The organism is Chryseobacterium proteolyticum (assembly GCF_046591535.1).
Lineage (GTDB): Bacteria > Bacteroidota > Bacteroidia > Flavobacteriales > Weeksellaceae > Chryseobacterium > Chryseobacterium proteolyticum.
Window position 1 is genome coordinate 49,817 of sequence record NZ_JBJLWK010000003.1, and the last position, 25,026, is coordinate 74,842.

At 35.2% G+C, this 25,026-nt stretch carries 21 protein-coding genes and 1 pseudogene; 9 read left to right on the plus strand and 13 right to left on the minus strand.

Features of this window, described 5'->3' with window-relative positions; translation table 11 throughout:
* The first annotated feature begins 8 nt into the window (after window positions 1–8).
* From ACJ5H0_RS11050 to ACJ5H0_RS11070, 5 genes are all read left to right on the plus strand, one after another.
* Window positions 9–890, plus strand: coding sequence for a cbb3-type cytochrome c oxidase N-terminal domain-containing protein (locus ACJ5H0_RS11050; RefSeq protein WP_172281246.1), 882 nt, complete (start codon window positions 9–11; stop codon window positions 888–890).
* Between the two features lie 96 nt (window positions 891–986).
* Window positions 987–2,441, plus strand: coding sequence for a cytochrome c oxidase accessory protein CcoG (gene ccoG / locus ACJ5H0_RS11055; protein WP_172281248.1), 1,455 nt, complete (start codon window positions 987–989; stop codon window positions 2,439–2,441).
* A gap of 100 nt (window positions 2,442–2,541) precedes the next feature.
* The gene (locus tag ACJ5H0_RS11060) at window positions 2,542–2,994 is read left to right on the plus strand and encodes a FixH family protein (RefSeq protein ID WP_345991463.1); all 453 of its coding nucleotides are present in this window, start codon (window positions 2,542–2,544) and stop codon (window positions 2,992–2,994) included.
* A complete protein-coding gene (locus ACJ5H0_RS11065; protein ID WP_172281252.1) occupies window positions 2,985–3,710 on the plus strand; it encodes a sulfite exporter TauE/SafE family protein in 726 nt (241 codons plus the stop codon). The genes ACJ5H0_RS11060 and ACJ5H0_RS11065 overlap by 10 nt, the downstream gene beginning before the upstream one ends.
* A gap of 17 nt (window positions 3,711–3,727) precedes the next feature.
* Window positions 3,728–4,465 (plus strand): hypothetical protein, encoded by a 738-nt coding sequence (locus ACJ5H0_RS11070; RefSeq protein ID WP_411249589.1) that lies wholly within the window; start codon window positions 3,728–3,730, stop codon window positions 4,463–4,465.
* A 51-nt stretch (window positions 4,466–4,516) separates the two neighbouring features.
* Here the strand turns inward: ACJ5H0_RS11070 and serS are convergent.
* The 11 genes and pseudogenes from serS to ACJ5H0_RS11125 form a co-directional block, all read right to left on the minus strand.
* Window positions 4,517–5,786: pseudogene (serS, locus tag ACJ5H0_RS11075) on the minus strand (serine--tRNA ligase).
* Between the two features lie 72 nt (window positions 5,787–5,858).
* Entirely contained in the window at window positions 5,859–6,257 is a 399-nt protein-coding gene (locus ACJ5H0_RS11080) for a hypothetical protein (protein ID WP_411249591.1), read from the minus strand.
* A gap of 129 nt (window positions 6,258–6,386) precedes the next feature.
* The gene (locus tag ACJ5H0_RS11085; protein WP_411249593.1) at window positions 6,387–7,628 is read right to left on the minus strand and encodes an MATE family efflux transporter; all 1,242 of its coding nucleotides are present in this window, start codon (window positions 7,626–7,628) and stop codon (window positions 6,387–6,389) included.
* A 22-nt stretch (window positions 7,629–7,650) separates the two neighbouring features.
* Window positions 7,651–8,127, minus strand: coding sequence for a glycosyltransferase (locus ACJ5H0_RS11090; RefSeq protein ID WP_411250335.1), 477 nt, complete (start codon window positions 8,125–8,127; stop codon window positions 7,651–7,653).
* A complete protein-coding gene (locus tag ACJ5H0_RS11095) occupies window positions 8,078–8,785 on the minus strand; it encodes a glycosyltransferase family protein (protein ID WP_411249595.1) in 708 nt (235 codons plus the stop codon). The genes ACJ5H0_RS11090 and ACJ5H0_RS11095 overlap by 50 nt, the downstream gene beginning before the upstream one ends.
* Window positions 8,786–8,907: 122 nt before the next feature.
* Complete coding sequence (locus tag ACJ5H0_RS11100; RefSeq protein ID WP_172281264.1) at window positions 8,908–9,396, minus strand: hypothetical protein; 489 nt, start codon at window positions 9,394–9,396, stop codon at window positions 8,908–8,910.
* Between the two features lie 117 nt (window positions 9,397–9,513).
* Window positions 9,514–10,197 (minus strand): hypothetical protein, encoded by a 684-nt coding sequence (locus ACJ5H0_RS11105; RefSeq protein ID WP_411249597.1) that lies wholly within the window; start codon window positions 10,195–10,197, stop codon window positions 9,514–9,516.
* Window positions 10,198–10,590: 393 nt separating this feature from the next.
* Complete coding sequence (locus ACJ5H0_RS11110) at window positions 10,591–11,376, minus strand: (Fe-S)-binding protein (protein WP_172281268.1); 786 nt, start codon at window positions 11,374–11,376, stop codon at window positions 10,591–10,593.
* A gap of 92 nt (window positions 11,377–11,468) precedes the next feature.
* On the minus strand, window positions 11,469–12,800 hold the full coding sequence (locus ACJ5H0_RS11115; RefSeq protein ID WP_172281270.1) for a (Fe-S)-binding protein: 1,332 nt from the start codon (window positions 12,798–12,800) through the stop codon (window positions 11,469–11,471).
* Between the two features lie 12 nt (window positions 12,801–12,812).
* On the minus strand, window positions 12,813–13,763 hold the full coding sequence (locus ACJ5H0_RS11120; protein ID WP_172281272.1) for an MlaD family protein: 951 nt from the start codon (window positions 13,761–13,763) through the stop codon (window positions 12,813–12,815).
* A 130-nt stretch (window positions 13,764–13,893) separates the two neighbouring features.
* Window positions 13,894–16,044, minus strand: a complete 2,151-nt coding sequence (locus tag ACJ5H0_RS11125; protein ID WP_306613015.1) for a SurA N-terminal domain-containing protein — start codon at window positions 16,042–16,044, stop codon at window positions 13,894–13,896.
* A 258-nt stretch (window positions 16,045–16,302) separates the two neighbouring features.
* Here ACJ5H0_RS11125 and lon point away from each other — a divergent pair, with 258 nt between their 5' ends.
* The 3 genes from lon (at window position 16,303) to ACJ5H0_RS11140 (ending at window position 20,558) form a co-directional block, all read left to right on the plus strand.
* Window positions 16,303–18,708, plus strand: a complete 2,406-nt coding sequence (gene lon / locus ACJ5H0_RS11130) for an endopeptidase La (protein ID WP_172281276.1) — start codon at window positions 16,303–16,305, stop codon at window positions 18,706–18,708.
* Window positions 18,709–18,942: 234 nt separating this feature from the next.
* Window positions 18,943–20,055: an AI-2E family transporter gene (locus ACJ5H0_RS11135; RefSeq protein WP_172281278.1), complete on the plus strand. Its 1,113-nt coding sequence runs from the start codon at window positions 18,943–18,945 to the stop codon at window positions 20,053–20,055.
* A gap of 125 nt (window positions 20,056–20,180) precedes the next feature.
* Complete coding sequence (locus ACJ5H0_RS11140) at window positions 20,181–20,558, plus strand: DoxX family protein (protein ID WP_172281280.1); 378 nt, start codon at window positions 20,181–20,183, stop codon at window positions 20,556–20,558.
* A 25-nt stretch (window positions 20,559–20,583) separates the two neighbouring features.
* Here the strand turns inward: ACJ5H0_RS11140 and ACJ5H0_RS11145 are convergent, their stop codons facing one another.
* Window positions 20,584–21,942 carry an acyl-CoA dehydrogenase family protein gene (locus ACJ5H0_RS11145; RefSeq protein WP_411249601.1) on the minus strand — a complete coding sequence of 453 codons (1,359 nt, stop codon included), beginning with the start codon at window positions 21,940–21,942 and terminating at the stop codon, window positions 20,584–20,586.
* A gap of 197 nt (window positions 21,943–22,139) precedes the next feature.
* Between ACJ5H0_RS11145 and ACJ5H0_RS11150 the strand changes: the two genes are divergently transcribed.
* The gene (locus ACJ5H0_RS11150; RefSeq protein WP_411249603.1) at window positions 22,140–23,048 is read left to right on the plus strand and encodes a DUF4349 domain-containing protein; all 909 of its coding nucleotides are present in this window, start codon (window positions 22,140–22,142) and stop codon (window positions 23,046–23,048) included.
* Between the two features lie 99 nt (window positions 23,049–23,147).
* On the opposite strand, the gene ACJ5H0_RS11155 is transcribed toward ACJ5H0_RS11150, so the two are convergent.
* Complete coding sequence (locus tag ACJ5H0_RS11155; RefSeq protein ID WP_411249605.1) at window positions 23,148–24,887, minus strand: T9SS type A sorting domain-containing protein; 1,740 nt, start codon at window positions 24,885–24,887, stop codon at window positions 23,148–23,150.
* Window positions 24,888–25,026: the final 139 nt, after the last annotated feature.

Genomic DNA, 25,026 nt, shown 5'->3' on the forward strand with positions numbered 1-25,026 from the left:
AATTTATTATGAAACAAAGAACACCGGTTGTTGTAAACATTTTAATAATAATTGGACTTTTAATAGTTTTTTATTATTTATTTGTACAAAGCTACTCGTTTCTAGCTTCACCATACTTCTGGGGAACTGTTGTGATAAGTGCTATCTTAGCTTATATTCATAGCGCCATTGGAGACCTGATTGAAAATAATAGATTCAAAAAATTGTCTCCTGAAGAAAAAGCGGCTTACCTTGCTGAGAAAAAGATTCCTTTCTTAAGAAGAATGTATGACAGTGCATTCAAAAAGCAATCTGTTACAGAGGAAAAAGACATCCTTATCGACCATGGCTTCGATGGAATTATGGAGCTCGATAATCAATTACCAAAATGGTGGGTAGGTTTATTTTATTTTGGGACTGCTTTTTGTATTGTATATATATGTGCATACTCTTTTACAGACTTCGCTCATCCATTAAGCGAATATGAAAAAGAATATAAAGAGCAAATCGCAAGTATTGCAGAGTACGAAAAATCTCAGCCTCCTGTAACCATTGAAACAGCGAAATATTCGGCTGATAATATTGCAGATGGTAAAGAGCTTTTCAAAACAAACTGTGCATCTTGCCACGGAGAAGACGGAAGAGGAGGTATTGGTCCGAACTTAACGGATAATTACTGGATCAACCAACCAGAGAAGACTTTATTTAAAAATGTTTTCCATATGGACTGGAATGGTTCTCCTACGAACCCTGCCATGAGACCGTTTGGTAAAAATGGTGAGGTTTCAGGTGCCGAAATTGAGAAAATTGCAGCTTTTGTATATCACATCAATCAGGAACAACCACCAATTACACCGGCTCAAGGTGGAGCAGCTCCTCAGGGAACAGAAGCTCATTGGGAAAAAGAATAATTTAAAGAAAATTAAAACATATGAAAAGCATAATTTGTTATTAGAAAAAAAAATAGTAACCGATTATGCTTTTCTTTTTTTTAAATACACTACAAAATGTCAGACATAGAAGAAATAGAAGTACGCGGCGGACAGGGACAGGTTCTGGACCCTGAGACTTACAGGGATTCTATAGGGACTATGGAGCAATCCGGAAAAAGAAAATGGGTGTTCCCAAGAAAACCTAAAGGTAAATACACCAACTATAGGAACATTGTAAGTTATACTTTATTGGTTATATACTTTGCTGTTCCATTCTTAAAAATTAATGGTAACCCTTTCCTTTTATTCAATGTTATCGATAGGGAGTTCTTTATTTTCGGACAGCCTTTCTATCCTCAGGACTTTTTTATCCTTACTTTGGGTGCTATAGCATCTTTGATATTCATTATTATTTTTACGATTGCATTCGGAAGAATTTTCTGCGGGTGGATATGCCCTCAGACAATTTTTATGGAATCGATATTTCGTAAAATAGAATTCCTTATCGAAGGTGACAGAAACAAGCAGATGAAGCTGGACAGACAGCCATGGGATAGCGAAAAGATCTGGAAAAGAAGTTTAAAGTGGTTTGTATACATTGTAATATCATTGATCATTACCCACTTTATGTTTATGTATATCGTGGGATATAAAGAAGTCTTCAGAATTGTTTCTGAAGGTCCTTTTGCCAATCCAACCAATTTCATCGTAATGATTCTTCTAACAGCAGCATTTTACTTTGTGTTTGCTTGGTTCAGGGAGCAGGTATGTACACTAGTTTGCCCATATGGAAGACTACAAGGTGTATTAATTGATAAAGATACCATCAATGTATTCTACGATTTCAAACGAGGAGAAAACAGGTCAAAATGGAGAAAGGGCGAGGATAGAAAAGCTGCGGGAAAAGGAGATTGTATAGATTGCCATCAATGTGTCGTAGTTTGTCCTACAGGAATTGATATCAGAGATGGGCAACAGTTGGAATGTGTGAACTGTACCGCTTGTATTGATGCCTGTGATGAAGTGATGGAGAAAGTAGGTCTTCCGAAAGGATTGATCCGCTACGCATCTGAAAATGAGATTGAAAATCAAACACCATTCAAATTTACGGGAAGGATGAAAGGATTTGCCGTTGTTCTCGTACTGCTTGTTGGATTCCTCGGCTACCTTCTGTACAACCGCGGAGAAATGGAGGCTAAATTCATTAAACCTGCAGGAAGTACATTCTTTGTAAGGGATGGTAAGATTACCAATACATATAATTACACTTTTTTAAATAAGACAAACGACAAGAAAATTGTAACCATCAAAGTAATAGAACCTGCTAAAGGTGAAATTATCTACAGTGCATCGAGTAAAATTACTGTAGAAAGAGATAAGATATCGAAAGGGACAATCAACATAAGTTTTCCTGAAGATGCCATGAAGTTATCTAAGCAAAACATTACAATTGGTGTTTACGATATGAAAGGAAAACTGGTTGATTCTTATAAAACTTATTTCGAAGGACCATTTAAATTAGATTTTTAATTATCAGAAACCTCCATATTTTCGCATTCATGTAGTCAAATGAAAATGACAGAGGTTTTTTAATGATATACTACAAGACAAATAAAAAAATCCGGAAGCAATGAAAAACTTTAGTTGGGGACACGGTGTTGTACTGGCATTAGCTGCATTTATTATCTTTATTTTATCTATGTTATTTCTTTTCCCGAACGGGCAGAAAAATTCAGAAATGGTAACTGATAATTATTATGAAGAAGAATTACAATACCAGGATGTGATAGATGCTAAAAGGAGAGCAGATGAACTTAAGGAAAAACCTGCTTACACTCAAGATACAAATGGAATTAAAATAGTATTCCCAAAAGATTATAATAATTCCAATACTACTGTAAAGTTTGTTTTAAACAGAACAGATGACCAAAATCTAGATATCAAAAGATCTGAACAATTGGATACAAATCAATCGTTTGTTATTCCCTCAAAGGTATTAAAAACCGGAGGTTATACCCTACGATTAATGTGGACAAGAGACAAGGTCAACTACAGAATGGATTATGATGTGATATGGAAATAGCACTTATTTTATCGGCAATTGGATTAGGCTTTGCTTCCGGCTTTCACTGTATCGGAATGTGTGGACCTATTGCATTATCGATGGGATTAACAAAGAAACAGGCTACTAATTTTTATCTTCAGAATCTCACCTATCAGTTTGGAAGAATATTTACGTATTCTCTTTTGGGTGGTATTCTTGGGATCATTGGGCAAGGATTTGAAATGGCAGGATTTCAGCGGTATTTAACAATCGGTGTTGGAATCCTGTTGATTATTATGGCCATTTTTTCTTTTGGTGGAAAAGATTTTGCGTCCAAAATTCCTTTTTTCTCCAAATTCCTTTTTTCAGTAAAATCAAATTTAGGAAGGCTCCTTCAAAAAGCAGACTACCGTTCAAGATTTACAACGGGTATTTTAAATGGATTTTTACCTTGTGGAATGGTTTATATGGCTCTTACGGCAAGTCTAGCAAGCGGAGGAATATGGCAGGGAGCTTTATATATGGCTTTATTTGGATTAGGAACACTTCCGTTCATGTTTGCGATAGTTCTTGTCGGAAATCTCATGAATCAGGCTTTCAGGATGAAGGTTTTAAAAGCCATCCCTATTATCATGATTATTTTAGGCGGGCTCTTTATCGTTAGAGGACTTGAATTGGGAATTCCTTACATTTCTCCCAAAGCTGAAGCCATGACAATCCAGAAAGGCCATAATCATGATGTAAACTGTCATTAAAATATCTTACTATACCCATGAAAAAAACATTCCTGTTATTCACGATGTGCCTTTTGGCATTGCAATCCTGTACCATCAATTCTGAAATAGTTTATTATAAAGATGCTGCGTCCTCTACGGTTATGGATATCGATGTGCGTGAGTTTATGGCCGAAATGAAAGCCATGACAACGGATTCTTTACAGAAAAAGGAGCTTGGCGAAATGGATAAACTTCCCACAACCTGGACAAGTATGTATGAGTTGGATAAAGAAAAAAACAAAGGTAAAATCAAGGATCAGGATTCCATAAAAATATTAAAGAAGGTTTTTATGAAATCAAATAAAGAAAATAATGAATATGCAGGATTTTCTTTAAAACTAGACCATTTTTCAAAACCTGATTATGATGCACTCCATCGTCTTTCCGTAGGCTATCAGCTTCCCGTTGATCAAAATGTATATAATGATTGGAATGGTAAAACCTTAACGATCAATACAGAAAATCTTAATCTTAAAAATATTGAGGAAACCCTCAAATCAAAAACACCACAAGAAGAAATCGAGAGTGCTGAAGGTTTGTTACCTATGCTTTTTAAGAAGATCGGAACTACTCTGAAATTTGAAAACAAAATAAAATCCATTAGCGGAAAGCATGACTGGGTACAGCAGGTTGATGATCATTCGATTAGGATAGAATACGATATTAAAGCACTTTATGATAAAGAATTTAAGTTCAAACATGATGATAAAATGATCATTATTACAACAGAATAAAAACAAAAAACCACCGGCATGCCGGTGGTTTTCATATTATATATTTCTGTATTAATTAATCAATTCAAATTTTGCATATTCAGCTACTTTTTTAGGAAGTCTGATTCCTTCTTCTGTCTGATTGTTTTCGAGCAATGCAGCCATAATTCGTGGTAAGGCCATAGCAGAACCATTTAGGGTATGAACCAGCTGAGACTTGCCATCTGTTTTATAACGGCATTTTAAACGATTCGCCTGGAATGTTTCAAAATTAGAAACAGAACTTACTTCCAACCATTTTTCCTGAGCAGCACTCCATACTTCGAAATCATATGTCATTGCAGACGCAAAACCTGTATCCCCGCCACATAGTCTTAATACCCTGTAAGGAAGTTCAAGATCCGTAAGAATCTCTTTGATATGTTCAACCATTTCTTCCAAAACGGCATAAGAATTTTCAGGCTTTTCAATTCTTACAATTTCTACTTTTTCAAATTGATGAAGACGGTTCAATCCTCTTACATGAGCTCCATAACTACCGGCCTCCCTTCTGTAACATTGTGAAAATGCCGTATTTTTAATAGGAAGATCTTTTTCTTCCAGTAAAACATCACGATATAAATTTGTTACCGGAACTTCAGCTGTAGGAATCAAATAGAGATCATCCGCACCGATATGATACATTTGCCCCTCTTTGTCCGGTAATTGCCCGGTACCATATCCAGATGCCTCATTAACTACGTGAGGAGGATTTACCTCCATATATCCGGCATCTACATTTTTATCAAGAAAATACTGCACCAATGCTCTTTGCATTCTTGCCCCTTTTCCTAAATAAACAGGAAAACCTGCTCCCGCAATCTTCACCCCTAATTCAAAATCAATAAGGTTATACTTTTTTGCCAGCTCCCAGTGTGGAATTGCTCCTTCTCCAAGACCTTCAACTTCATGAGACTGATAAATGATTTCATTATCATCTGCTGATGCTCCGTTCTTTACAAGCTCATTTGGAATATTCGGAAGTTGATACAGGATATTTAATAAGTCTTTTTCTTTTACATCCAGTTGTGATTGTAATTCTTTACTCGACTCTTTAAATTGTGCTGTTTTAGATTTTGCTGATTCTGCTTCATCTTTTTTACCCTCTTTCATTAAAAGCCCAATTTCTTTGGAGATTTTATTGATTTCGGAAAGTTGAGAATCTAATTCAAACTGGATTTTTTTTTCTTTCGTCATCGGTAGCAATAGCTTCGTCTACCAACTCAAGATTTTTGAATTGTCTTTTTTTCAGACCTTCTAAAACGCGCTCTTTGTTATCGCGTAAAAAATTAACTTGTAACATTTTATTTGGATGTTAGTTGATTAGAATGTTAAACCATAGATCATCCAGGCTAACAGTTTTGCAAATTTAAAATTATTTTATAATGGTAACAACATTTGGAGCACCTGGTTGTTTTGTAAACTTCAGCTCATCATTATAAAATACTTTGGAGACTTCGAATACGGAAGGTGTCCAATGATATTGGATTCTGAGAACATCATTTGTCACATCATTGGTGGTTTCTGTAAGCTTTTTTGTAAGTGCTAATGTAATGCGGGATTCGTAAGTTCGATCTGCAGGGCTTATTGAATCTACAGTTACTCTTCTGGCTCCCGCAATATACTCAATATAAAGTGTAGAATCTGCCGTAGCCTTTAATGCAAAACTTACCGGAGCATTATCGCTGATCCCATTGATATCATTCATTGAAATTGCGGTAAATGAGCCGCTCTTTTTGGCATTCAATAAATCCTGTCCGGCACTGTTCTTCATATACAGATTAACAATCTGATCTATCCTTTGTATACTATCCTCGTCGCTTCTACAGCTCAGAAGCGCAAAAAAAAACTACCAGAATTCCGAATATAACATTTCTCATTTCGAACAAAGATAAAACATATTTTAATTATTTTTTCTTAATACTTTATTCAGCAACAAATTAATTTCAGATTTTGAAATCATAAAATCACGGATATGGAACTCTGTCAGTTCATAAAATTTCCAGAACAATAATCCGGATGAAATACAATAGGAAACAGAGGTTATGATACAGGCTCCTGTAATTCCCCACCTTGGAATGATAAAAAAGGATGAAACGATCGTAAAAATAAGCCCTATTACAGATTTAATATTTAATATTCTCAGCTTATTCACCCCGGCAAAATAATATCCTATTATATTACTTACGGCTATAGCCAGAATGCCGGGAGATAAAAACAGGGTAATCCGTTTGGTTTCGCTAAAATCTTTACCAAAAATCATCACATAGAACTGGGCTGGTAAAAGCAAAATGATTATAATAAAAAGTAAGGTAACCAGAAAACTGATCTTCAAAGATATCTTTGTTTTTTCAATAGCGATGTTATGATTGCTGGTATTAACCACATCTGAATATAAAACCACAGAAAGACTTTTACTTACAGTCCAGATCGCCTCAGAAAAAGCAATTCCGATAGAAAAAACACCAACACTCGTAATCCCCTTAAAAAATTCTAAAAAGTAAAATGATAACCTGTTATTTAAAAACTGAAGAAAAGCACTTAATTGTGTCTTCCAACCATAATCAAACAGCTTATTACGGATTTTTTTAGAAAATGAAATACGGCCAATTTTACAATAACCTAAGATTTGAAAACTACTGGTTACGAATAAAACGGCAAAGCAACTTAGCTGGGCTATAAAGTAAGAAACAACCGATGTAATGTTAATAAGGTATACAATAATTATAATAAAAACAATATGAACCACCTGCTGCAAAATAGTATATAGATTGAACATTCTGATATTCTGCTGCCCGACAAACAAGTTAATATTAGCGGCAAGAAGTGAAGACAAAACAGACAGTCCAATGAGATAGTATAAATATTCTACCGGACGAATAATACTAAAAATAAGCGGAACAGCTATCCCTATTAAAACAGACCATAGATAAGCATACAAAAGAATTTGTTCCGTTTTATATTTTGAGGCAAAATATGTGACGCTGCTTCCCACAAAAATGTTACAGAAAAAGCCTACGATGGTAAGGTCGGCAATCACAATGGAAATTGTCCCTTTCCCTTCACTGCCCCACATATTGGTTGTATAAATGACCAGCCCGAAATTTAATATCAATATTAAAAAGCGGGAAATAAACGTTTTCACAATTGTATTTTGCTTCATCATATCAATTATGAAGTGATTGTTTGACGAAGTCTGTAAAACGCTTTTTTATAAGATTCCAGTTGTATTTCTCCTCATACTCTTGTCTGGCATTCAGTGCATGTCTGTTATATACCTCAGGATGATCTATGTAATTGATAATGGCATCTGAAATAGCATCGTCATCTTCAGGATCAACCAAAACCCCAAACTCAGAAACATCTACGTGCTGCCGGGTAGCTTTTAAATCGGTATAAATAACAGGTTTTCCAGATGCAGCGTAATAGAATATTTTAATTGGTAAACAATGATGGTTTTCATAGCTCATTTCCCTAAGGTCAAAACATAAATCAGCTTCAGCATATGCTTCTGTAAAAGTCTCAAAAGAAGCAGGCTTTTTAATGGTTATATTTTCCCACTTGTACTTTGAAAGTAAGTAAGAAAAATATTTTTCATCCTTTTCCTTTCTTGATGACCCTATAATCAGAATTGCAATCTCCAGTTCCGGTCTTTTTTTTTCTTAATGTATCAATAGCTTTAAAAAAATTTTCAATCCCTTTCTCTTTGGAAATCTGCCCCGTATAACACAATGTTATTTTATTCGGATCTAATTTCTTAATATTCGGATGGATATAAACATCATTGGGAAAATAAGGCAAAGTAATATTCCTTTTAAACGGAAAGACATATGCCAGAGGAAATTTTTTAGTGTTCTCCCCAAAAATAAAATGAGTACTTATCCATCCTGCATACAATTGAATCATCAAAAATTTAAAAGCATGAATCCCTTTTAGAAAAAATGAGAAGTTTTCAACCATTCTTTTGGAGGGATACCATTCCGTAATATCATAGATAACACTTATTCCCCGTTCCTTCTTTATCTTTTTTGAAGCTATAACAGCCAGTGGTTCTGAACTTATGATACTGTCCGGCTGGAAACTATCACAAACCCTTTTAAAAATCTTAATCTTACTGCTCGTGCTTTGGTCTAAAACCGGATAAGATTCAATTTCTATCCCGTCAATAATTCCCTTGTATCCGGAGCTCAAACTACAGATTTTCACGTCAACCCCCCTCCCTTTAAGCTCTTTAGCCTGATGATAGAAAATCCTGTCATCATCATATCTATGTGCGGTGGTTAGAAAAAGTATTTTAGGCATGGTTTTGGAAAATGATAGCCGGATAAATAAAATGAGTTAAAAATCCGGTTGGATACAAATATACTTTAAAAAGAAAAAAAGCGGAACAATCCGCTTTTCTTTTCTTTTGACTTTCGATAAATTTATTTAATATCAGCAGCCCAGCTCTTATCAAGAGGTAACAGGAAATGACTCAAAAAATCAAGGTATGTGTTTTTAGAAAAATCAAATACCTGAATATCCCTTGATAATTCTCCGTTTCTAAGCTTTGTCTTAAAATCGATCAATTTTAATGTTTTGATTTCTCCTTCTTCAACGTAACTCGCCTTCATTCTGTCAAATAACCCCAATTCATACTCCGCATCGATTTCTCTCATTACCTTTCCCAAAGCATCGATGCTGCATCCTGAAGCCATTTCTTTTTCTTCATCTACACAGATCACGATAAACTGATTCTTTTCAATTTTAAAAGATGATGAAAGAGGTTTCCCGTGGGCTGCCCACCCTGCCAGAAAGTCGTACAGTTTCTCTGTAATAACTTTAGCTTCTTTTGTGGTGAAAGGCCTTGTCGCAGGATATATGATAACTCTGTAATCGCTTGTTTCTACTATATTGGATTCTTCAATCTTCATTGCTGTAAATTTAAAGTATAAAATTACACAATTTTATTCAGTTTAAAACCATTGTATTTTTTACTTAAGGCATACAACAATATTATAAAAAGGAGTATAATGAATCCAAAAAAGAACCTAAGACCCGAAGAATGTGGAAAAAAAAATAAATTTAATATAAATATTGGCGAAAATAAGACATGCAGATAATTTTACCCACTGATCCTTAGAAAGATAAAAAACAGCACCAAGCATACTTAAAGAGATCAGACTTACTTTCTTAAAATAAATAATCTTATTTAAAAGGATATGAAGATACTCCTCAATAGTAAACACCGCAGGTTGAGCTGATATTGTTGGTCTTCTGTAGATAAAAGAGTCATAAAAAAGATTTTTCCACCCGGGATAATTATAAAACTTGATAATAAACATATACAGACACAAAAGTGCCGCTCCCTGGATCAGGATATAGAAATCAATCTTTTTATCCTTATAATATTCAAATACAATAACACTCATCAGATAGCTCAAAGTAAAAGGAATATAGTCAGGTCGTGTAAATGTAATGCCTAAAAGAATCAAAAACATGATCCATTTATTCCAGCGTTTTATCCAACCTATCGCAAAAACAAGTAAAAATTGAAATATAAACATATCCGGTGTGGAAACCCTGGACATATAAGTCATCGGAGGTAATAGAGCTATTACAATAGTAAGCCCGGCTGCAATGAGATATTTCTGAGGAAATATAATTGTAAAGATATAAAATAACAGTAGTCCGGATATAAAATAAGAAATAAGGCTTGCTACTAAAACTGCCATAGGAGGAGAAAATCCTATTTCGTAAAAAAAAGGAAATCGCCAGGTTATATCCGGCCTTTATCTGGAAGTACGGAATTTGTTCGGTAAAAGATTGCGTATCGTTTTTAAAAACCTGTCTCGCCCTGTCTACAGGTTTCAATCCGATGATGTCGTTATACTGATCTGCGGGTGCTTCTTTTTCAATAAAACCGAAAGTAAGATTCCTTACTTTTTCAGGAGAATCCGGAAACCGGGAGGTATATAAACACCCCAGATATCCTGGCATATCCCAATCGTATATTCTGTTTTTATAATTCCAAAACGTAAGGTAAGATAAAATGAGAATTACTAAAAGGAAGGAAACTTTCCATTTTGTCTTCATTAAGAATCAATACATCAGCAATAGATCCGACATTATAAATCTTCTGCCTCGGCAAGAAGCTCTACAATATCTTTTACGGCTACTTCATCATTTTTATTGAAATGTTTCACCCCATCCGTCATCATCGTATTACAGAAAGGACAACCTGTGGCTATTACTTTAGGCTCAAAAGACAATGCCTCTTCAGTTCTTTCTATATTAATATCCTTATTTCCTTTTTCAGGTTCTTTAAACATTTGTGCTCCTCCTGCACCACAACATAGTCCGTTGGTTTTGCAACGTTTCATTTCTACCAACTCAGCATCAAGTTTTTCCAAAAGTATTCTTGGCGCTTCGTATTCATTATTTGCTCTTCCTAAATAACATGGATCATGGAAGGTAATTTTCTTTCCTTTGAAGGCACCACCTTCAATTTTCAATCTGCCTTCCTCCATTAAACTTTTAAGAAATTGAGTATGATGTACTACCTCAAAATGTCCACCTAAGCTTGGATATTCATTTTTAAGCGTATTGAAGCAATGAGGACATGCCGTTACAATTTTCTTCACTTCATAGGCATTGAGGACTTCAATATTCGTTAATGCCATCATTTGGAAAACAAACTCGTTTCCTGCACGTTTTGCAGGATCTCCTGTACAGCTTTCTTCCTGGCCTAAAACCCCAAATTCAACACCTATTTTATTTAATATTTTACAAAAAGCTTTCGTAATTTTCTTTGCACGGTCGTCAAAGCTACCAGCGCAACCCACCCAGAATAAAACTTCCGGTGCTTTTCCTTCGGCAGCATATTCTGCCATTGTTTTTATATTGAAATCCATCTTTTCTTACGATTTGAAAAATATGAGGATTTGGAAATTTGAAAATAGGTTGAGTAAAATCAATTTTTCAAATTTTCAAATTGATTAATTATCTAGTTCTCGTTTGCCCAGTTTAAACGGTCTGCCTGATTATACTGCCAAGGAGCAGCATTATTTTCCACATTAGTCATCATCAAATTCAGTTCCTGTGGTGCCGCCGATTGCTCCATTACCAGGAATCTTCTCATTTCAAAAATAATGGAAAGCGGATCCAGTAATATAGGACAAGCTTCTGTACAAGCATTACAAGTAGTACATGCCCAAAGCTCTTCTTTCGTTATATAATCATTCAGTAACTTTTTGCCATCATCTACAAACTTTCCGTTCTTGTCAATATTTCTTCCAACCTCTTCCATACGGTCTCTGGTCTTCATTAGAATTAACCTTGGAGAAAGCTTTTTACCGGTAATATTTGCAGGACATACAGAAGTACATCGTCCGCATTCCGTACATGAATAGGCATTCAGTAATTGAACCTGATTCAGATCAAATATATCTTCAGCACCGAACTTGGAAGGGACATCTGCTTCGGCTCCTTCTGCCGGCGCAGCGTATGGATCAGCATTAGGATCCATCATCAGTTTAATCTCCTTCGTTACAGATTCCAAATTGTTGAATTTCCCTTTTTTCTCCAAATTAGCATACCATGTACTTGGGAATGCCAGGATAATATGAAGGTGCTTAGAATAATAAAGGTAATTCATGAAGAATAAAATTCCCACAAAATGAAACCACCAGGCTGCTTTTTCCGTGAAAAACAAAAAGCCATCACTGAAATTGCTGAAGATAGGTCCCAATAATGTTGAACTAACTGGAAAACTTCCATGCTCGGGAAGAAGCCCTCTTTGCTGAAGTACCCAATCTGCTGTATTCATCTTAAGAAAAGCAATCATAAGTGCAAACTCAATAATAAGAATCCAGTTGGCATCGTGTTTTGGCCATCCAAACAATTCTTTCATTGTTAATCTCTTTACTCCATAAAAATTTCTACGGATAAAAAAGACAACAACTCCTATGATGACCAATAATGCCAATACTTCCAGGGTTGCCGTAAAGAAGCTATAGAAGCTATGGCCAAAAACCGAAGCAAGGAACCTGTGAGTACCGAATATCCCATCGACAATAATCTCGATAAGTTCTATGTTGATAATAATAAAACCAACATAAACAAAAAGGTGCAAAATACCTGCTACAGGTCTCTTTACCATTTTACTCTGCCCCATTGCAACCCGTGCCATGGTTTCCCAGCGCTCGGACTTTTTATCACTTCGGTTGATTTCTTTGCCTAACTGAATATTTCTGTAAATTTTCATCAGGCTTTTAGCAAACAACCCAAACCCAGCAATTAATAAAATCAGAAAAATAACGTTATCGATGTACTGCATAAGGTGTAAATATTAGTCTTTATTATTCTTACCAAAAACGGAGAAATTGATATATCTCTTAGGATTGGCTTTCATATCTTCAATTAACGAATTAAGATTCGTAGATGCAGAGTTCAAATTATTATACAGCTGTTCATCTTTCATCAACTTCCCTAAACTCCCTTGTCCGTTGTCTATTCCTCCGATTACCTGGTTAAGTTTACCAACGGTAGCATCCAGATTAGCAATGGTAGCATTCAACCTTTTAGTATCAATGCTCTCTGCCAGGTTGCCATATTTATCTAAAGTCACTTTCCCACTTTGCATGGTTAAGCTCGCATCATCTAAAACTTTCTGAAGTTTAGGATCATTGTGTCCAACTAAATTGTTAACGCTTCCTGCTGTTGTTTGTAATGCGCCTACAGTTTTATTAAGATTGGATAGCAAAGCTTTGATCTCTGCCCTGTTTTGCCCATCGACAATCATATTGGCATTGGCCATCAAAGAATCAACACGATGTAAAACAGATTGCAATTGATCCTTAACCGGTCCTACCTGTGAAGAAAGGCTTCCCAATGTACCCAATTTGAAAGCTCCTTTTAAAGTGTCCCCATCTTTTGCCGTTGCCCCTCCATATACAAGGTTAACACGCATTTCTTTACCAGACATTAATCCCGGCTCAAAAATTTCAAGAGTAGAGTTCTTTGAAAACTCAAATTTATTATCTACCGTAATTTTAACAACAAAATTGATTTTCCCATCTTTGCTTGTCTGAGGAATGATCTTATCAACCTGCCCTACTTTCAAGCCATTGATGGATACTGCTGAGGATTGTGCCAACCCTTCAACATTATCATATTTCGCGTAAAATATATTATCGGTAGTAAAAAGGCTACGGCCTTTCATAAATTGAAATAATAACACAAAGCCTACGATAGCTAAAAGTGCAATTACACCAGCTTTTAATTCTTTACTGAACTTCACTTGCTAATTTTTTTCTAATGAGCAAATATAGCACATTTTAAATTAATCTTTCTGTTTATTCCTCTGCGTTAAATACAAAAAAAGCGGCATTTTTTATGCCGCTTTTTGTATCTATAAAATTACTTTTTTATTAATGCTGATTTCCCAGCTTATTCCAGATTTCAATTCTGTAATCATCGATATCAGCATTGTCCTGCAAGCTTTTTAACCAAGCCTGTCCGAACATTCCTGCACTTCTTTGAGTAACAGACTCTGTAAATTGCTTCAGATCTCCAGGTTGTTTATTTACAGTTTCATTCTTTTTGATCAGAACATAAACTCCCGTTCCTCCTTCTACAGGTTTAGAAAGTTGAGATTTCTTAACTCCAAAAGCAGCACCGGCAACTTTAGGCTCCATAGATCCGGCTACTGAAGGATTTAATAGATTCACCTGAGCACTTTGTTTTGTAGTGGCAAACATTTTTGCAATCTGATCAAGATTTGAAGCTTTAGCTGCCGTAATCTTATCAGCTATCTGTTTTGCAGCCAGCTTATTTTTCACAACCACCTCGATCTGATCTCTTACAGACTCAGGATCTGCCAATCCTTTCTCCTGTTTCCCATTAAGGTATACTACAATTTTATCACCCGTTCCGTCTACTGTAAAGAATTCTGTATCTCCTTTAGATCTCTTCTTATCAAAAGCCCACGCAAGAATATCACCGTCTTTTTCAGTTCCTAAGCCTTGTAACTGACCATCGAATCTTTTGGCAGCCTTAGGATTTGAGAATTGATAATTTCCTTTCTTGGCAATATTCACGAAATCGTTGAAAGATTTACCCTGAACCTGCTGAATGAATCTTCTTGCTTTTTTATCAACATCTGCTTCCGTAGCATCAGAAGCTTTGATTGCTTTTACAACATTCGCTACTTTATATCCTAATGCACCAGGCTTTTTATCTTCAATGTTGATGATATGATATCCAAACTGCGTTTCTACAACACCTGTTGCTCCTTTTGGATTATTAGCCAAATAAGTAAGGAATTCAGGAACGAAAGGAGTTTCCGGAGTAGTCCATCCTAAACTTCCTCCTTGAGCGGCAGAATTAGGATCGCTGGAAAGCTTTAAGAATTCTGTAAATTTAGCAGGATTTGCTTTTACGATAGCTCCGATAGAGTCCGCTAATTTTTTAGCTTCTTCTTTGGATCTTGTAACACCTTCTCCTGCAGGACTTCCTTTGAATGCTATAAGGATATGTCTTGATAGTGTAGAATCTGAAGTCTTTTTACCTAAAAGCTTAGAAACCACATAGAAATTTTGCTCTTTATAAGGACCAAAAGTCTGTCCGACAGCTGCAGTTGTAATCTGTGACTGTATTGTCTGTGGCAATTGATTAGGCTTCAAATATTGGCTATTGAAAGGCATATCAGAGTTGGCCATTACAAACATAGAGTCATTGGTTGTATTTTGGAAATTTTCTTTCCCACCGCTTGCATCAGTTCCTCCTGAGAATATTTTATTGATTTCTTTTAAAGCTGCTGCATCATCAGCTGCACTCGGTTGAGAAGGAAAGAAAGCAATACCAATATTTCTGCTTGCTTCAGTCTTAAACATCACCGGATGTTGCTTAATATAATCAGCAAGGTCCTCTGTCTTAACCTTAATATTATTTTTCTGAAGGTAAGATGTGTAATCCACTTTCACAAAGTCGATATCAGCCATCTGATCTCTTTGTCTCATCAACTCTTCAGCTTCTTTCTTACCTGTAGTGATCCCTGTAGAAATATTAGCAAAAACCTGTCTTGCCATAATTCTGTATTCAACAGATTTTCTGGTTTTCAACCACTGATTGTATCCTTCAGCACTTGTTGTTTTTAATTCCTCAACTTGTTTCTTAAGCTCTTGAGTCTTAAAATTACCTTTCTCATCAAAGAATTGTTTGTTTTGAGCAAACATCTGATCATACTGAATCTGACTCCAGAAGTAATCATCTGTCATTTCAAACCCCATCTTATCAAACTGCTGCTTGATAAGCTTTGACTGAACCAACAACTGCCAAGCTTGTTCTTCAAGACCATTTTTGGGCTGACCTTGTTGCTCTGCCTGCTGTTGCAATACGAAAAGTTGATCGTTAAACTCTTCACGGGTAATCTTTTCACCATTTACTTTTCCTAAAACATCAGGATTTTTTCCAAAAACCTTATCAATGCTATCAGGATTAACTAAAAACGCTAAAAGCGCCAGTGCAATTACTCCCATCAAAAGCCAAGGTCTATTCCTAATCTGTCCTAAAATTGCCATTTTATAAATTATAGTTTTTTATCAGGTTGCGAAAATACACATTTTTAAGAAATTACAGAAATCCAAGTGCTTTTTTTAATTTTTAAAATTCAAATTTCATAAAAAAGGAAATTTTGACCATATTTTTTAATGAAAAACAAATGGCATAGGTATTGTGCATCTTACATTAACATAATATACTAGGTATTTTCTTAGCATATTATGCTTAATCACTTTAACGATTTAAAACGAGAATGACAATTTGTCATTTGATTTACTATGACAGAATTTGAAGATATTAGTTTGGAGGAAATGATTAGCGATGGATTTGATATTGTGGCGGAAGAGATAAATCTTTCCGACTTTTCGGAAACTGATAAAAATTCCGAACAAAAAATATTTCCTATTCTTCCTGTGAGGAACATGGTTATGTTTCCAAATGTAGTAATACCTATTACCGCGGGAAGAAAAGCATCTATACAGCTTCTTGAAGAAGCTCAGAAAAATGGAGATTTCATTGGGATTGTAAGTCAGAAAAACTCAGAACTAGAACAGCCTACTGAAAAAGACTTATATCAAACAGGAACTCTGGCGAAGATCATAAAGATCATCAAACTTCCTGAAGGAAATATTACTGCTATTACTAAAGGTTTTCACCGCTTTAAGGTCAAAAAATTTATTGAAACACAACCTTATTTTAAGGCTGAAATTTCTAAATTAAAAGATACCAAAGCCAAAAACCAGGATGAATATGATGCTTTACTGGAAAATATTAAGGATTTAGCTTTAAAAATAATTGAGCTTGATCCAAATATTCCAAACGCAGCTAATTTTGCAATAAAAAACATCAACAATAACGATGATTTATTGAATTTTATTTGCACCAATGCCAGTTTCCCTTCTGTAGAAAAGCAAAAGCTTCTTGAAGAAAAAAGCTTGATGGCAAGAGCCAACAGCTGTTATGAAAAGATGCACGAGGACTACCGAAAACTGGAATTAAGAAACCAGATCCATCAGAAAACATCAAAAGATCTTGACAAGCAGCAGAGAGAATACTTCCTTAACCAACAGATCAGAACGATCCAGGAAGAACTTGGAGGTGGAGCAGAAGGAGATGTAGAAGATCTTATCAACAAGGCAAAGACTAAAAAATGGAGTAAGGAAGTTGAAGAACATTTTCAAAAAGAAATCAACAGATTACAAAGACAAAACCCTAATTCTCCGGACTATAATGTTCAGAGAAATTATCTAGATTTCTTCACGGACCTTCCATGGGAAACTTATACAAAAGATGTTTTCGACATTGTAAAAGCTGAAAAAGTTCTTGAAAAAGCGCATTTCGGGCTGGAAGACATAAAGAAAAGAATCCTTGAGCACATGGCTGTTTTAAAATTAAAAAACAACATGAAATCTCCGATTTTACTTCTTGTAGGTCCTCCCGGAGTAGGTAAAACTTCTTTAGGAAAATCTGTTGCCGATGCCCTGGGAAGAAAATATGTACGGTTATCTTTAGGTGGTCTTCATGATGAAAGTGAGATTCGCGGACACAGAAAAACCTACATAGGAGCAATGGCAGGAAGAATTCTTCAGTCCATAAAAAAATCAGGAACGTCTAATCCGGTTATTGTATTGGATGAAATTGATAAAGTAGGACAGGGAATCCATGGAGACCCAAGTTCCGCACTTTTAGAGGTTCTGGATCCTGAACAAAACAATGCATTCTATGATAATTTCCTGGAAATGGGTTATGATTTGTCTAAAGTAATGTTCATTGCTACTGCAAATTCTCTCTCTACCATACAAACCCCGCTTCTTGACAGAATGGAGATCATCCAGATTGCAGGGTATACCATGGAGGAAAAAACAGAAATTGCAAAAAGGCATCTTATCAAAAAACAACAGGAAGAAAACGGCTTGACCTCAAAATCTTTTAAGCTTGGAAATCCTGAACTTAAACATATTATAGAGGCTCACACTTCAGAAAGTGGAGTAAGGACATTAGAAAAAAGGATAGCTTCTATTGCAAGGTGGGTGGCATTACAAACCGCATTGCTTAAAGATTATGATCCTAAAATAACTGTTGAAAAAATAGATGAGATCCTTGGTGTTCCAAGACCTAAAAGCTTATCAGAGATCACAGGAGTTCCAGGAGTAGTTACAGGATTAGCCTGGACAAGTGTGGGAGGAGATATTTTATTTATCGAAAGTATTCTCAGCAATGGAAAGGGCACACTGACAATGACAGGGAACCTGGGAACGGTAATGAAAGAGTCTGCGACAATAGCATTGGAGTACATCAAAGCAAAACATAAAGAATTAGGAATTGATCAGGAAGATATCGAAAAGAAAAACATTCACGTTCACGTTCCTGAAGGCGCCACTCCAAAAGACGGGCCTTCCGCGGGAATTGCCATGCTAACCTCAATGGTTTCTTCTTTTAAAAACAAGAAAGTTAAACCTCACCTGGCCATGACGGGAGAAATTACCCTCAGAGGAAAAGTGCTTCCTGTAGGAGGTATCAAAGAAAAACTTCTCGCAGCTACAAGGGCAGGTATTAAAGATGTTATTCTTTGCGAAGCTAACAGAAAAGATGTAGAAGAAATCAAAAAAGATTATCTGAAAGACCTTAACGTTCATTACGTTAACAAAATGGAAGATGTTATTGATATTGCCATAGAAAAGTAATATTATCATATAGTCAATAAACAAAAAAACACGTCTCAGTTTTGAGATGTGTTTTTTGTTTAAAAGTATGGTATGCAGTTATAAGTCTTCCTAAAAGAATTACTCAGGATTCAGAAGTTAGATACCACATCTTTAATCAAATTAATTTATATTCTGAAAAGAATTCAAGTTAATTGAATAAAAAGCCTTTCAATTCAATGGGTTTTACTAATTTTATAAAACAGATTATGAGTTATGAATTTTTTTAAGCTTCCCTTCCTTCTAAAATTAACCCTTGTTATTATTTCAATTATAGGTATCGGATACCTTATAGAGTTAGGACAAAGCATCCTGGCTCCTTTCTTTCTTGCTTTTTTAATGGCAATGTTATTTTTGCCTTTTTCTACATTCTTAGAAAGAAAATTAAGATTTCCACGCTCTGTTTCCACAATGATATCTGTTCTTTGTATGTTAGTGATCTTAGCAGGATTAATATTTTTCTTTGGATCTCAACTTTCAAGTTTCACCAAGGACCTCCCACACCTAAGAATGCAATTCGACACCGTTTTCAACGGTCTTCAAAAATGGGTATATCATACATTCAATGTTAAGATTCATGAACAACTCGACTACATTGATCAGGCTTTAAATAAACTGTTATCATCCTCAGGAGTTATTCTGGGATTTACTTTTGGAATCTTTTCTACAGGCCTAGGCTTCCTTGTATTTTTTATATTGTTTTTCATCTTCATTTTAAATTACAGAAGAATCCTTAACAACTTTATTGTTAATGTCTTTAGTGAAAAACATAAAGCAAGTGTACAGGAAGTAGTATCTGAGGTTCGCGTCATGACGAAAAAATACATTATTGGCCTTTGCATACAGATTATTATTGTATCCAGCCTTACGTCAATTATCCTGGCAATTTTAGGCGTTAAATATGCTATTTTATTAGGTGTGTTAACAGGATTGCTCAACGTTATTCCTTATCTGGGAATTTGTATTTCCTTAGTCATTTCTTGTTTTATCGCTTTTGCAACGACTACTCCTTCTACCTGTATATATGTGATTATCGGTTACATAGGAGTACATGTGGTGGATGGGAATATTGTACTTCCTTTTGTGGTAGGTTCGAAAGTAAAGATCAACGCATTATTTTCTTTTATAGGCATTATTGTTGGGGAGCATCTGTGGGGAATATCAGGAATGTTCCTTTGTATTCCTGCAATTGCTATTATTAAAATCATCTTTGAGAGAGTGGATGGATTACAGCCATGGGGAAAATTACTGGGTGAAGATGAAAAGCCTAATAAAAAGAAAAAGAGTTATAAAATTTCGAAGAATATTACTTTAAAAGAAATGGACTGAACACCAATTCACTATTAAAGAATAATCAATATTTAATCTACAATCAAATTACTTTCATTAGATTTAAAGATATTTTTAATCAATTTCTTGTATTTTTATGTAAATTTGATGAAAATCCATCAATCATGAAAGTCATAAAATTCATTCTTTGCCTACTGTTCGGACTTATGTTTCTGAATGCAGGGCTCGACAAATTTCTGCACTACAATCCAGCACCCAAACTTACCGAAGCACAAATAAAGTTATATACTGCATTTGGTGAAATCGGCTGGCTGCTGCCTTTAGTGGGTGTAGTAGAAATTATTGGGGGATTACTTTTTATCTTCCCAAAAACAAGAGCTTTAGGAGCAATTGTAATTTTACCCGTCATGGTGGGTATTGTATTGCATAATACATACAGAGACCCATCTTCAACAGGGATTGCGATTTCCCTGGTCCTTTTCCTAATTAACATCTGGATAATCGCAGATAACAGCAAAAAATACAAAGCTTTAGTAAGCTAAAAAAGACTGCAATTGCAGTCTTTTTTTATACAAATGCACTAAAGCCTGTTATAGACCTACCGACAATTAGTGAATTGATTTCTTTAGTTCCTTCATAAGAATATATCGCCTCGGCATCTGCCACAAATCTTGCAACATCATATTCTAACAGGATTCCATTCCCACCCATTACCTCACGGGCTCTGGATACAATATCCCTTGTACGTAAAGTACAAAAAACCTTTGCCAGTGAAGCATGTTCATCCTTTAAAATCCCTTCGTCCTGCATTTCAGAAAGCCTGAAAACCAACGTCTGCATAGCAGTAAGGTTTGACAACATCTCTACCAAATGCCCCTGAATCATCTGAAAAGAAGCAATGGGTCTTCCAAACTGTTCTCTTTTCCTGGTATAGTCTAATGCACTTTCATAAGCACCTCTTGCGCAACCTGTCGCCATCCAGGCCACTCCGGCCCTTGTCATTCTCAATACTTTACCTGTATCTTTAAAAGAATTAGCATTTTGAAGTCTGTTTTCTTCAGTTACAAGACAATCTTTTAAAGTGATTAATCCGTTTTGTACGATACGAAGAGCCATTTTTCCCTTAATTTTTTCAACAGAGAACCCCGGATTATCTTTTTCTACAATAAATCCTTTCACCTCTCCGCTATCGACATCTCTTGCCCAGATAATCACCAAGTCAGCGAACGTAGCATTTCCAATCCATTTTTTCTCTCCGTTAAGAATCCATCCTTCAGGCGTTTTCTTGCATGTAGCAGTTAATCCTCCTGCTGCGCCGGATCCTACTTCAGGTTCCGTTAATCCGAAAGCTCCTATTTTTTCAAACTTTTGCATCTGAGGAAGCCATTTTTGCTTTTGCTCTTCAGAACCACATATATAAATGGATCCCATTGCCAATCCTGACTGCACCCCAAAAAAAGTAGCTATTGAAGCATCAATTCTCGCCATCTCCATTGCAATAACCCCCTCCATTAGGAAAGGCATTCCGGGGCAACCATATCCTTCATAGGTGACCCCGCAAATATTCAGTTTCTGGAATTTAGGTATCAGTTCAAAAGGAAATTCATCTCTTAACCAATAATGATTAACCAAAGGCTTAACTTCCTTTTCCATAAATGCCCTGACCTTTAGCTGTATTTCTCTTTGTTCAGGCGTAAGCGTATGATAAATATCGTAAAAGTCACCGTCAATGGGAGGTAGCTCTTTCTTCTTTTTATCGGAATCCAGCATTTTCATTAAACCTCCTAATTGTTTGTCATCTAATTTTGAGAAATTATGCATCAGCTTCGGAAGATCTACTTTTCTGGATATTGCGCTTAACTGATCAAAATCTATTGATCTGAATAATTCTATAGCATTTCTGATTTTGGAAAAAGTATTCGACATAGTTACAGTTGTGATTTAATTTGTAAAAGATATACAAAAATCACTCCGAAATTTAAATCTTACAACCATCTTCATTTTACAAATACATGACTTACAATGAATTAAATATCATTTTCTATTTACAAAGTTTTTACTTGTGATTTTCAAACTTTACAAACCATTCCATCTGAACTTTGGTATCAACAAAAATAAATATTATGAAAACTACTTACATTAAATTATCTCTGGCTGCTGTTCTTTTATTAGGTATTTACTCGTGTAAAAAAGGAGAAGCGGTAGCAGCAGATTACGAAACGGCAAATGCTACAGATTCTGCTTCGTTCAGGGTATCCGATAGTGTATCTTCTGCTGCAACAATGAAGATAAAAGACAAACAGTTTATTAAAACTGCAGATGTCAATATGGAGGTAAAAGATGTTTATGATGCAACCGTTTCAATTGAAAAATCAGTGCAGGATCTGGGAGGATTTGTTACACATAGTAACTTACGAAGCAATATAATTTCAGAGGACACTTATAATACTTCCAATGAAGACGCCATACTTGTAAAAAAATACCAGACTGAAAATGCTATGCAGGTACGTGTGCCTACACCAAAATTAGGAGAATTCTTAACCTTGATTAATAACAAAAAGCTCTTCCTAAACTTTCGATCAATCAATGCTGAAGATGTAACATCCAGCATAAAATACGCAGAACTAGAAGGAAGAAGGATCAAAAAAACGGGTGAAAATATCACTCAGCTGAAGAACAACAAGGAAAAGGTAAAACTGGATGACGACAATATGTCGGAAGGCAATCTTCAGCAACTCGCTAATCTTGACGTTACTGACAATCTGAAATATAGTACAATTGACATTTACATTAAAGAACCTAAGTACCGGATTGCGGAAATTGCCATAACGAATACTAAAAATATTGATAATAAATACAAATTCAATTTTATCTATGATGCTAAGAATGCCTTTGTAGAAGGGTTTTATCTTATTCAAAAAATTGTAGTAGGACTGATCACCATTTGGCCGGTTTTATTAATCGCAGCAGTGATCATCTATTGTATCAGAAGACGAAAACCTATTCAAAAGACGAACCCACCCATTTCATAATAACACAATGCTATCCTAACCTTTGGGTTATCACCATAATTTTAGATTTTAAAAACCTCCGATTTTATTCGGAGGTTTTCTTCTATTTATATGATCTTGTTATTTTTTTATTATAATTTTTTTAGAAGACACTCCAAACTTATTTTGCATTTTAACAAAGTAAGTCCCCTCCGTAAGCCCCGATAAGTCTATGGAAAACCGGTTCGTTAAAAAGTTATATTTTTTTAATTCTTGTCCACCCATATTATATACAGTTATAAAATACGGCTTTTTATCTGCATCTAATTCAAAATTAAAAATACCACTTGATGGGTTAGGGGAAATCGTTCCAAAATTTAAAATTTCATTGGTTGTAGTACCTAATGTAGCACTGTACTCACTTGCCCCTATATCGATAATTGTATTTGAAATTCTCCCAGCTCCATAAAAATCCAATTCACCTGAAGTAATAGCAGTAGTTGGTTTTCCCTTATTTATACAAACACTTGCTGCATTTAATTTTACAATAGGTGTTGTACTTGAAATGGATACCAAACTTGGATTAGCATAAAGAGAATTGGCGTCCTGGCCAGTTGCAGATCTATACGCTGCAAATGTATCATAGGTTGTTCCTCTCCAATCTACTGCGATATCATTTTGATCATTATTTGGAGTATACCAACAATTATAATTAAAAGTATTGTTCGATTGTGGACTCTTGTTATCTATAAACATCAATAAATTTTCCGGGCCAGTGTAAAAAATATTGTTCTCAAAAGTACAATTAGAAGCTTTGCTCATCGAAATTTCTCCAGATCCTTTATTCGCAGTGTCGTTTTGTAAAAATGTATTGTTTCGGATAACACTATTAATAACCTGACCTGTGGTATTATCATCAAACCCTCCTATCGAAAGCCCTGCTTCTTTATTTTTATATATTAAATTGTTTTTTACAGTAATTTGCTGAACAATCCCATCTCTTTCAGCTCCGACCTCAATTCCATATCCATTTTGATAAATTTTATTTCTTTCTATAGTAATATTCCTCGCGCCATCAACATAAATCCCAGCGGAAGTTGCATACTTTGCAACATTATTATAACACTCATTATTAATCACTACTCCATTTCTGGCTTCATCTAATGATGTATTTGATGCTGTACCCTCATGTCCTAGGATATCAATTCCTATATTTGTATTATCATATACCTTGCAATTTTTGACTATAAATCCATCTATATTTCCATTTACAGCCAATGCTTCACTATAACCCAAAATATTATTAAACACCTTGCATTCGTCTATCGTAAGATTGGTAATTCCGCCATTACGACCATACACAATAAAGCCCTGCGCATTATTATTAGAATTAACCGGTACATCTTTATTTGCATTCCAATTAATTTTTGTAACCGTTATGTTTTTGAACGTGAGGTCTGTAGATGAACCGATTCCCGTTGTTTGAACAAGCACTCCCTGCGCATCATTTACTGTTTTGTTTTGGATGGTCAGGTTTTCAAATTTCAAAAAACTTTTATTCGTCACCGTCAACAGAGTACTTCCCGGGGTATTTGTTCCGTCAATGATTACATTATCATTGGCATAATTTTTAAAAGTAATATAGTTTCCACTGGTTCCACTTACGTTGATAACAACATTTTCGTAATAAGTACCTGCCTTAATATTCACAATACTGTTTGGGGTAGCCTTAGTGGCTGCTTTTTGTATTGTTTTCCATGGAGCGGTGCTGCTTCCGTTATTGTTATCGTTTCCGTTTGTTTTATCTACATAATAATTGGTCTGGCCGAATCCCAGGTTATACACCAGTAATAATACTGTGATTTTAATAATTTTTTTCATTTAACGATATATTTAAGTGATATGTATTCACGGTTTCACCTCTTTTAAAAGGCTTTGTGGTAATGCGAGAGATGCATTATTCAGAATTACGTAACGGCGTATAAATATACAAAGGTTCCCGTAAAAAACTAATTATCAA

Coding starts and splice junctions, on each gene's coding strand:
- ACJ5H0_RS11050 (WP_172281246.1), top strand. CDS start 9: ATGAAACAAAGAACACCGGTTGTTGTAAACATTTTAATAATAATTGGA.
- ccoG (WP_172281248.1), top strand. CDS start 987: ATGTCAGACATAGAAGAAATAGAAGTACGCGGCGGACAGGGACAGGTT.
- ACJ5H0_RS11060 (WP_345991463.1), top strand. CDS start 2,542: ATGAAAAACTTTAGTTGGGGACACGGTGTTGTACTGGCATTAGCTGCA.
- ACJ5H0_RS11065 (WP_172281252.1), top strand. CDS start 2,985: ATGGAAATAGCACTTATTTTATCGGCAATTGGATTAGGCTTTGCTTCC.
- ACJ5H0_RS11070 (WP_411249589.1), top strand. CDS start 3,728: ATGAAAAAAACATTCCTGTTATTCACGATGTGCCTTTTGGCATTGCAA.
- ACJ5H0_RS11080 (WP_411249591.1), bottom strand. CDS start 6,257: ATGAAGAACAGTGCCGGACAGGATTTATTGAATGCCAAAAAGAGCGGC.
- ACJ5H0_RS11095 (WP_411249595.1), bottom strand. CDS start 8,785: ATGCCTAAAATACTTTTTCTAACCACCGCACATAGATATGATGATGAC.
- ACJ5H0_RS11100 (WP_172281264.1), bottom strand. CDS start 9,396: ATGAAGATTGAAGAATCCAATATAGTAGAAACAAGCGATTACAGAGTT.
- ACJ5H0_RS11105 (WP_411249597.1), bottom strand. CDS start 10,197: ATGGCAGTTTTAGTAGCAAGCCTTATTTCTTATTTTATATCCGGACTA.
- ACJ5H0_RS11110 (WP_172281268.1), bottom strand. CDS start 11,376: ATGGATTTCAATATAAAAACAATGGCAGAATATGCTGCCGAAGGAAAA.
- ACJ5H0_RS11115 (WP_172281270.1), bottom strand. CDS start 12,800: ATGCAGTACATCGATAACGTTATTTTTCTGATTTTATTAATTGCTGGG.
- ACJ5H0_RS11125 (WP_306613015.1), bottom strand. CDS start 16,044: ATGGCAATTTTAGGACAGATTAGGAATAGACCTTGGCTTTTGATGGGA.
- lon (WP_172281276.1), top strand. CDS start 16,303: ATGACAGAATTTGAAGATATTAGTTTGGAGGAAATGATTAGCGATGGA.
- ACJ5H0_RS11135 (WP_172281278.1), top strand. CDS start 18,943: ATGAATTTTTTTAAGCTTCCCTTCCTTCTAAAATTAACCCTTGTTATT.
- ACJ5H0_RS11140 (WP_172281280.1), top strand. CDS start 20,181: ATGAAAGTCATAAAATTCATTCTTTGCCTACTGTTCGGACTTATGTTT.
- ACJ5H0_RS11145 (WP_411249601.1), bottom strand. CDS start 21,942: ATGTCGAATACTTTTTCCAAAATCAGAAATGCTATAGAATTATTCAGA.
- ACJ5H0_RS11150 (WP_411249603.1), top strand. CDS start 22,140: ATGAAAACTACTTACATTAAATTATCTCTGGCTGCTGTTCTTTTATTA.
- ACJ5H0_RS11155 (WP_411249605.1), bottom strand. CDS start 24,887: ATGAAAAAAATTATTAAAATCACAGTATTATTACTGGTGTATAACCTG.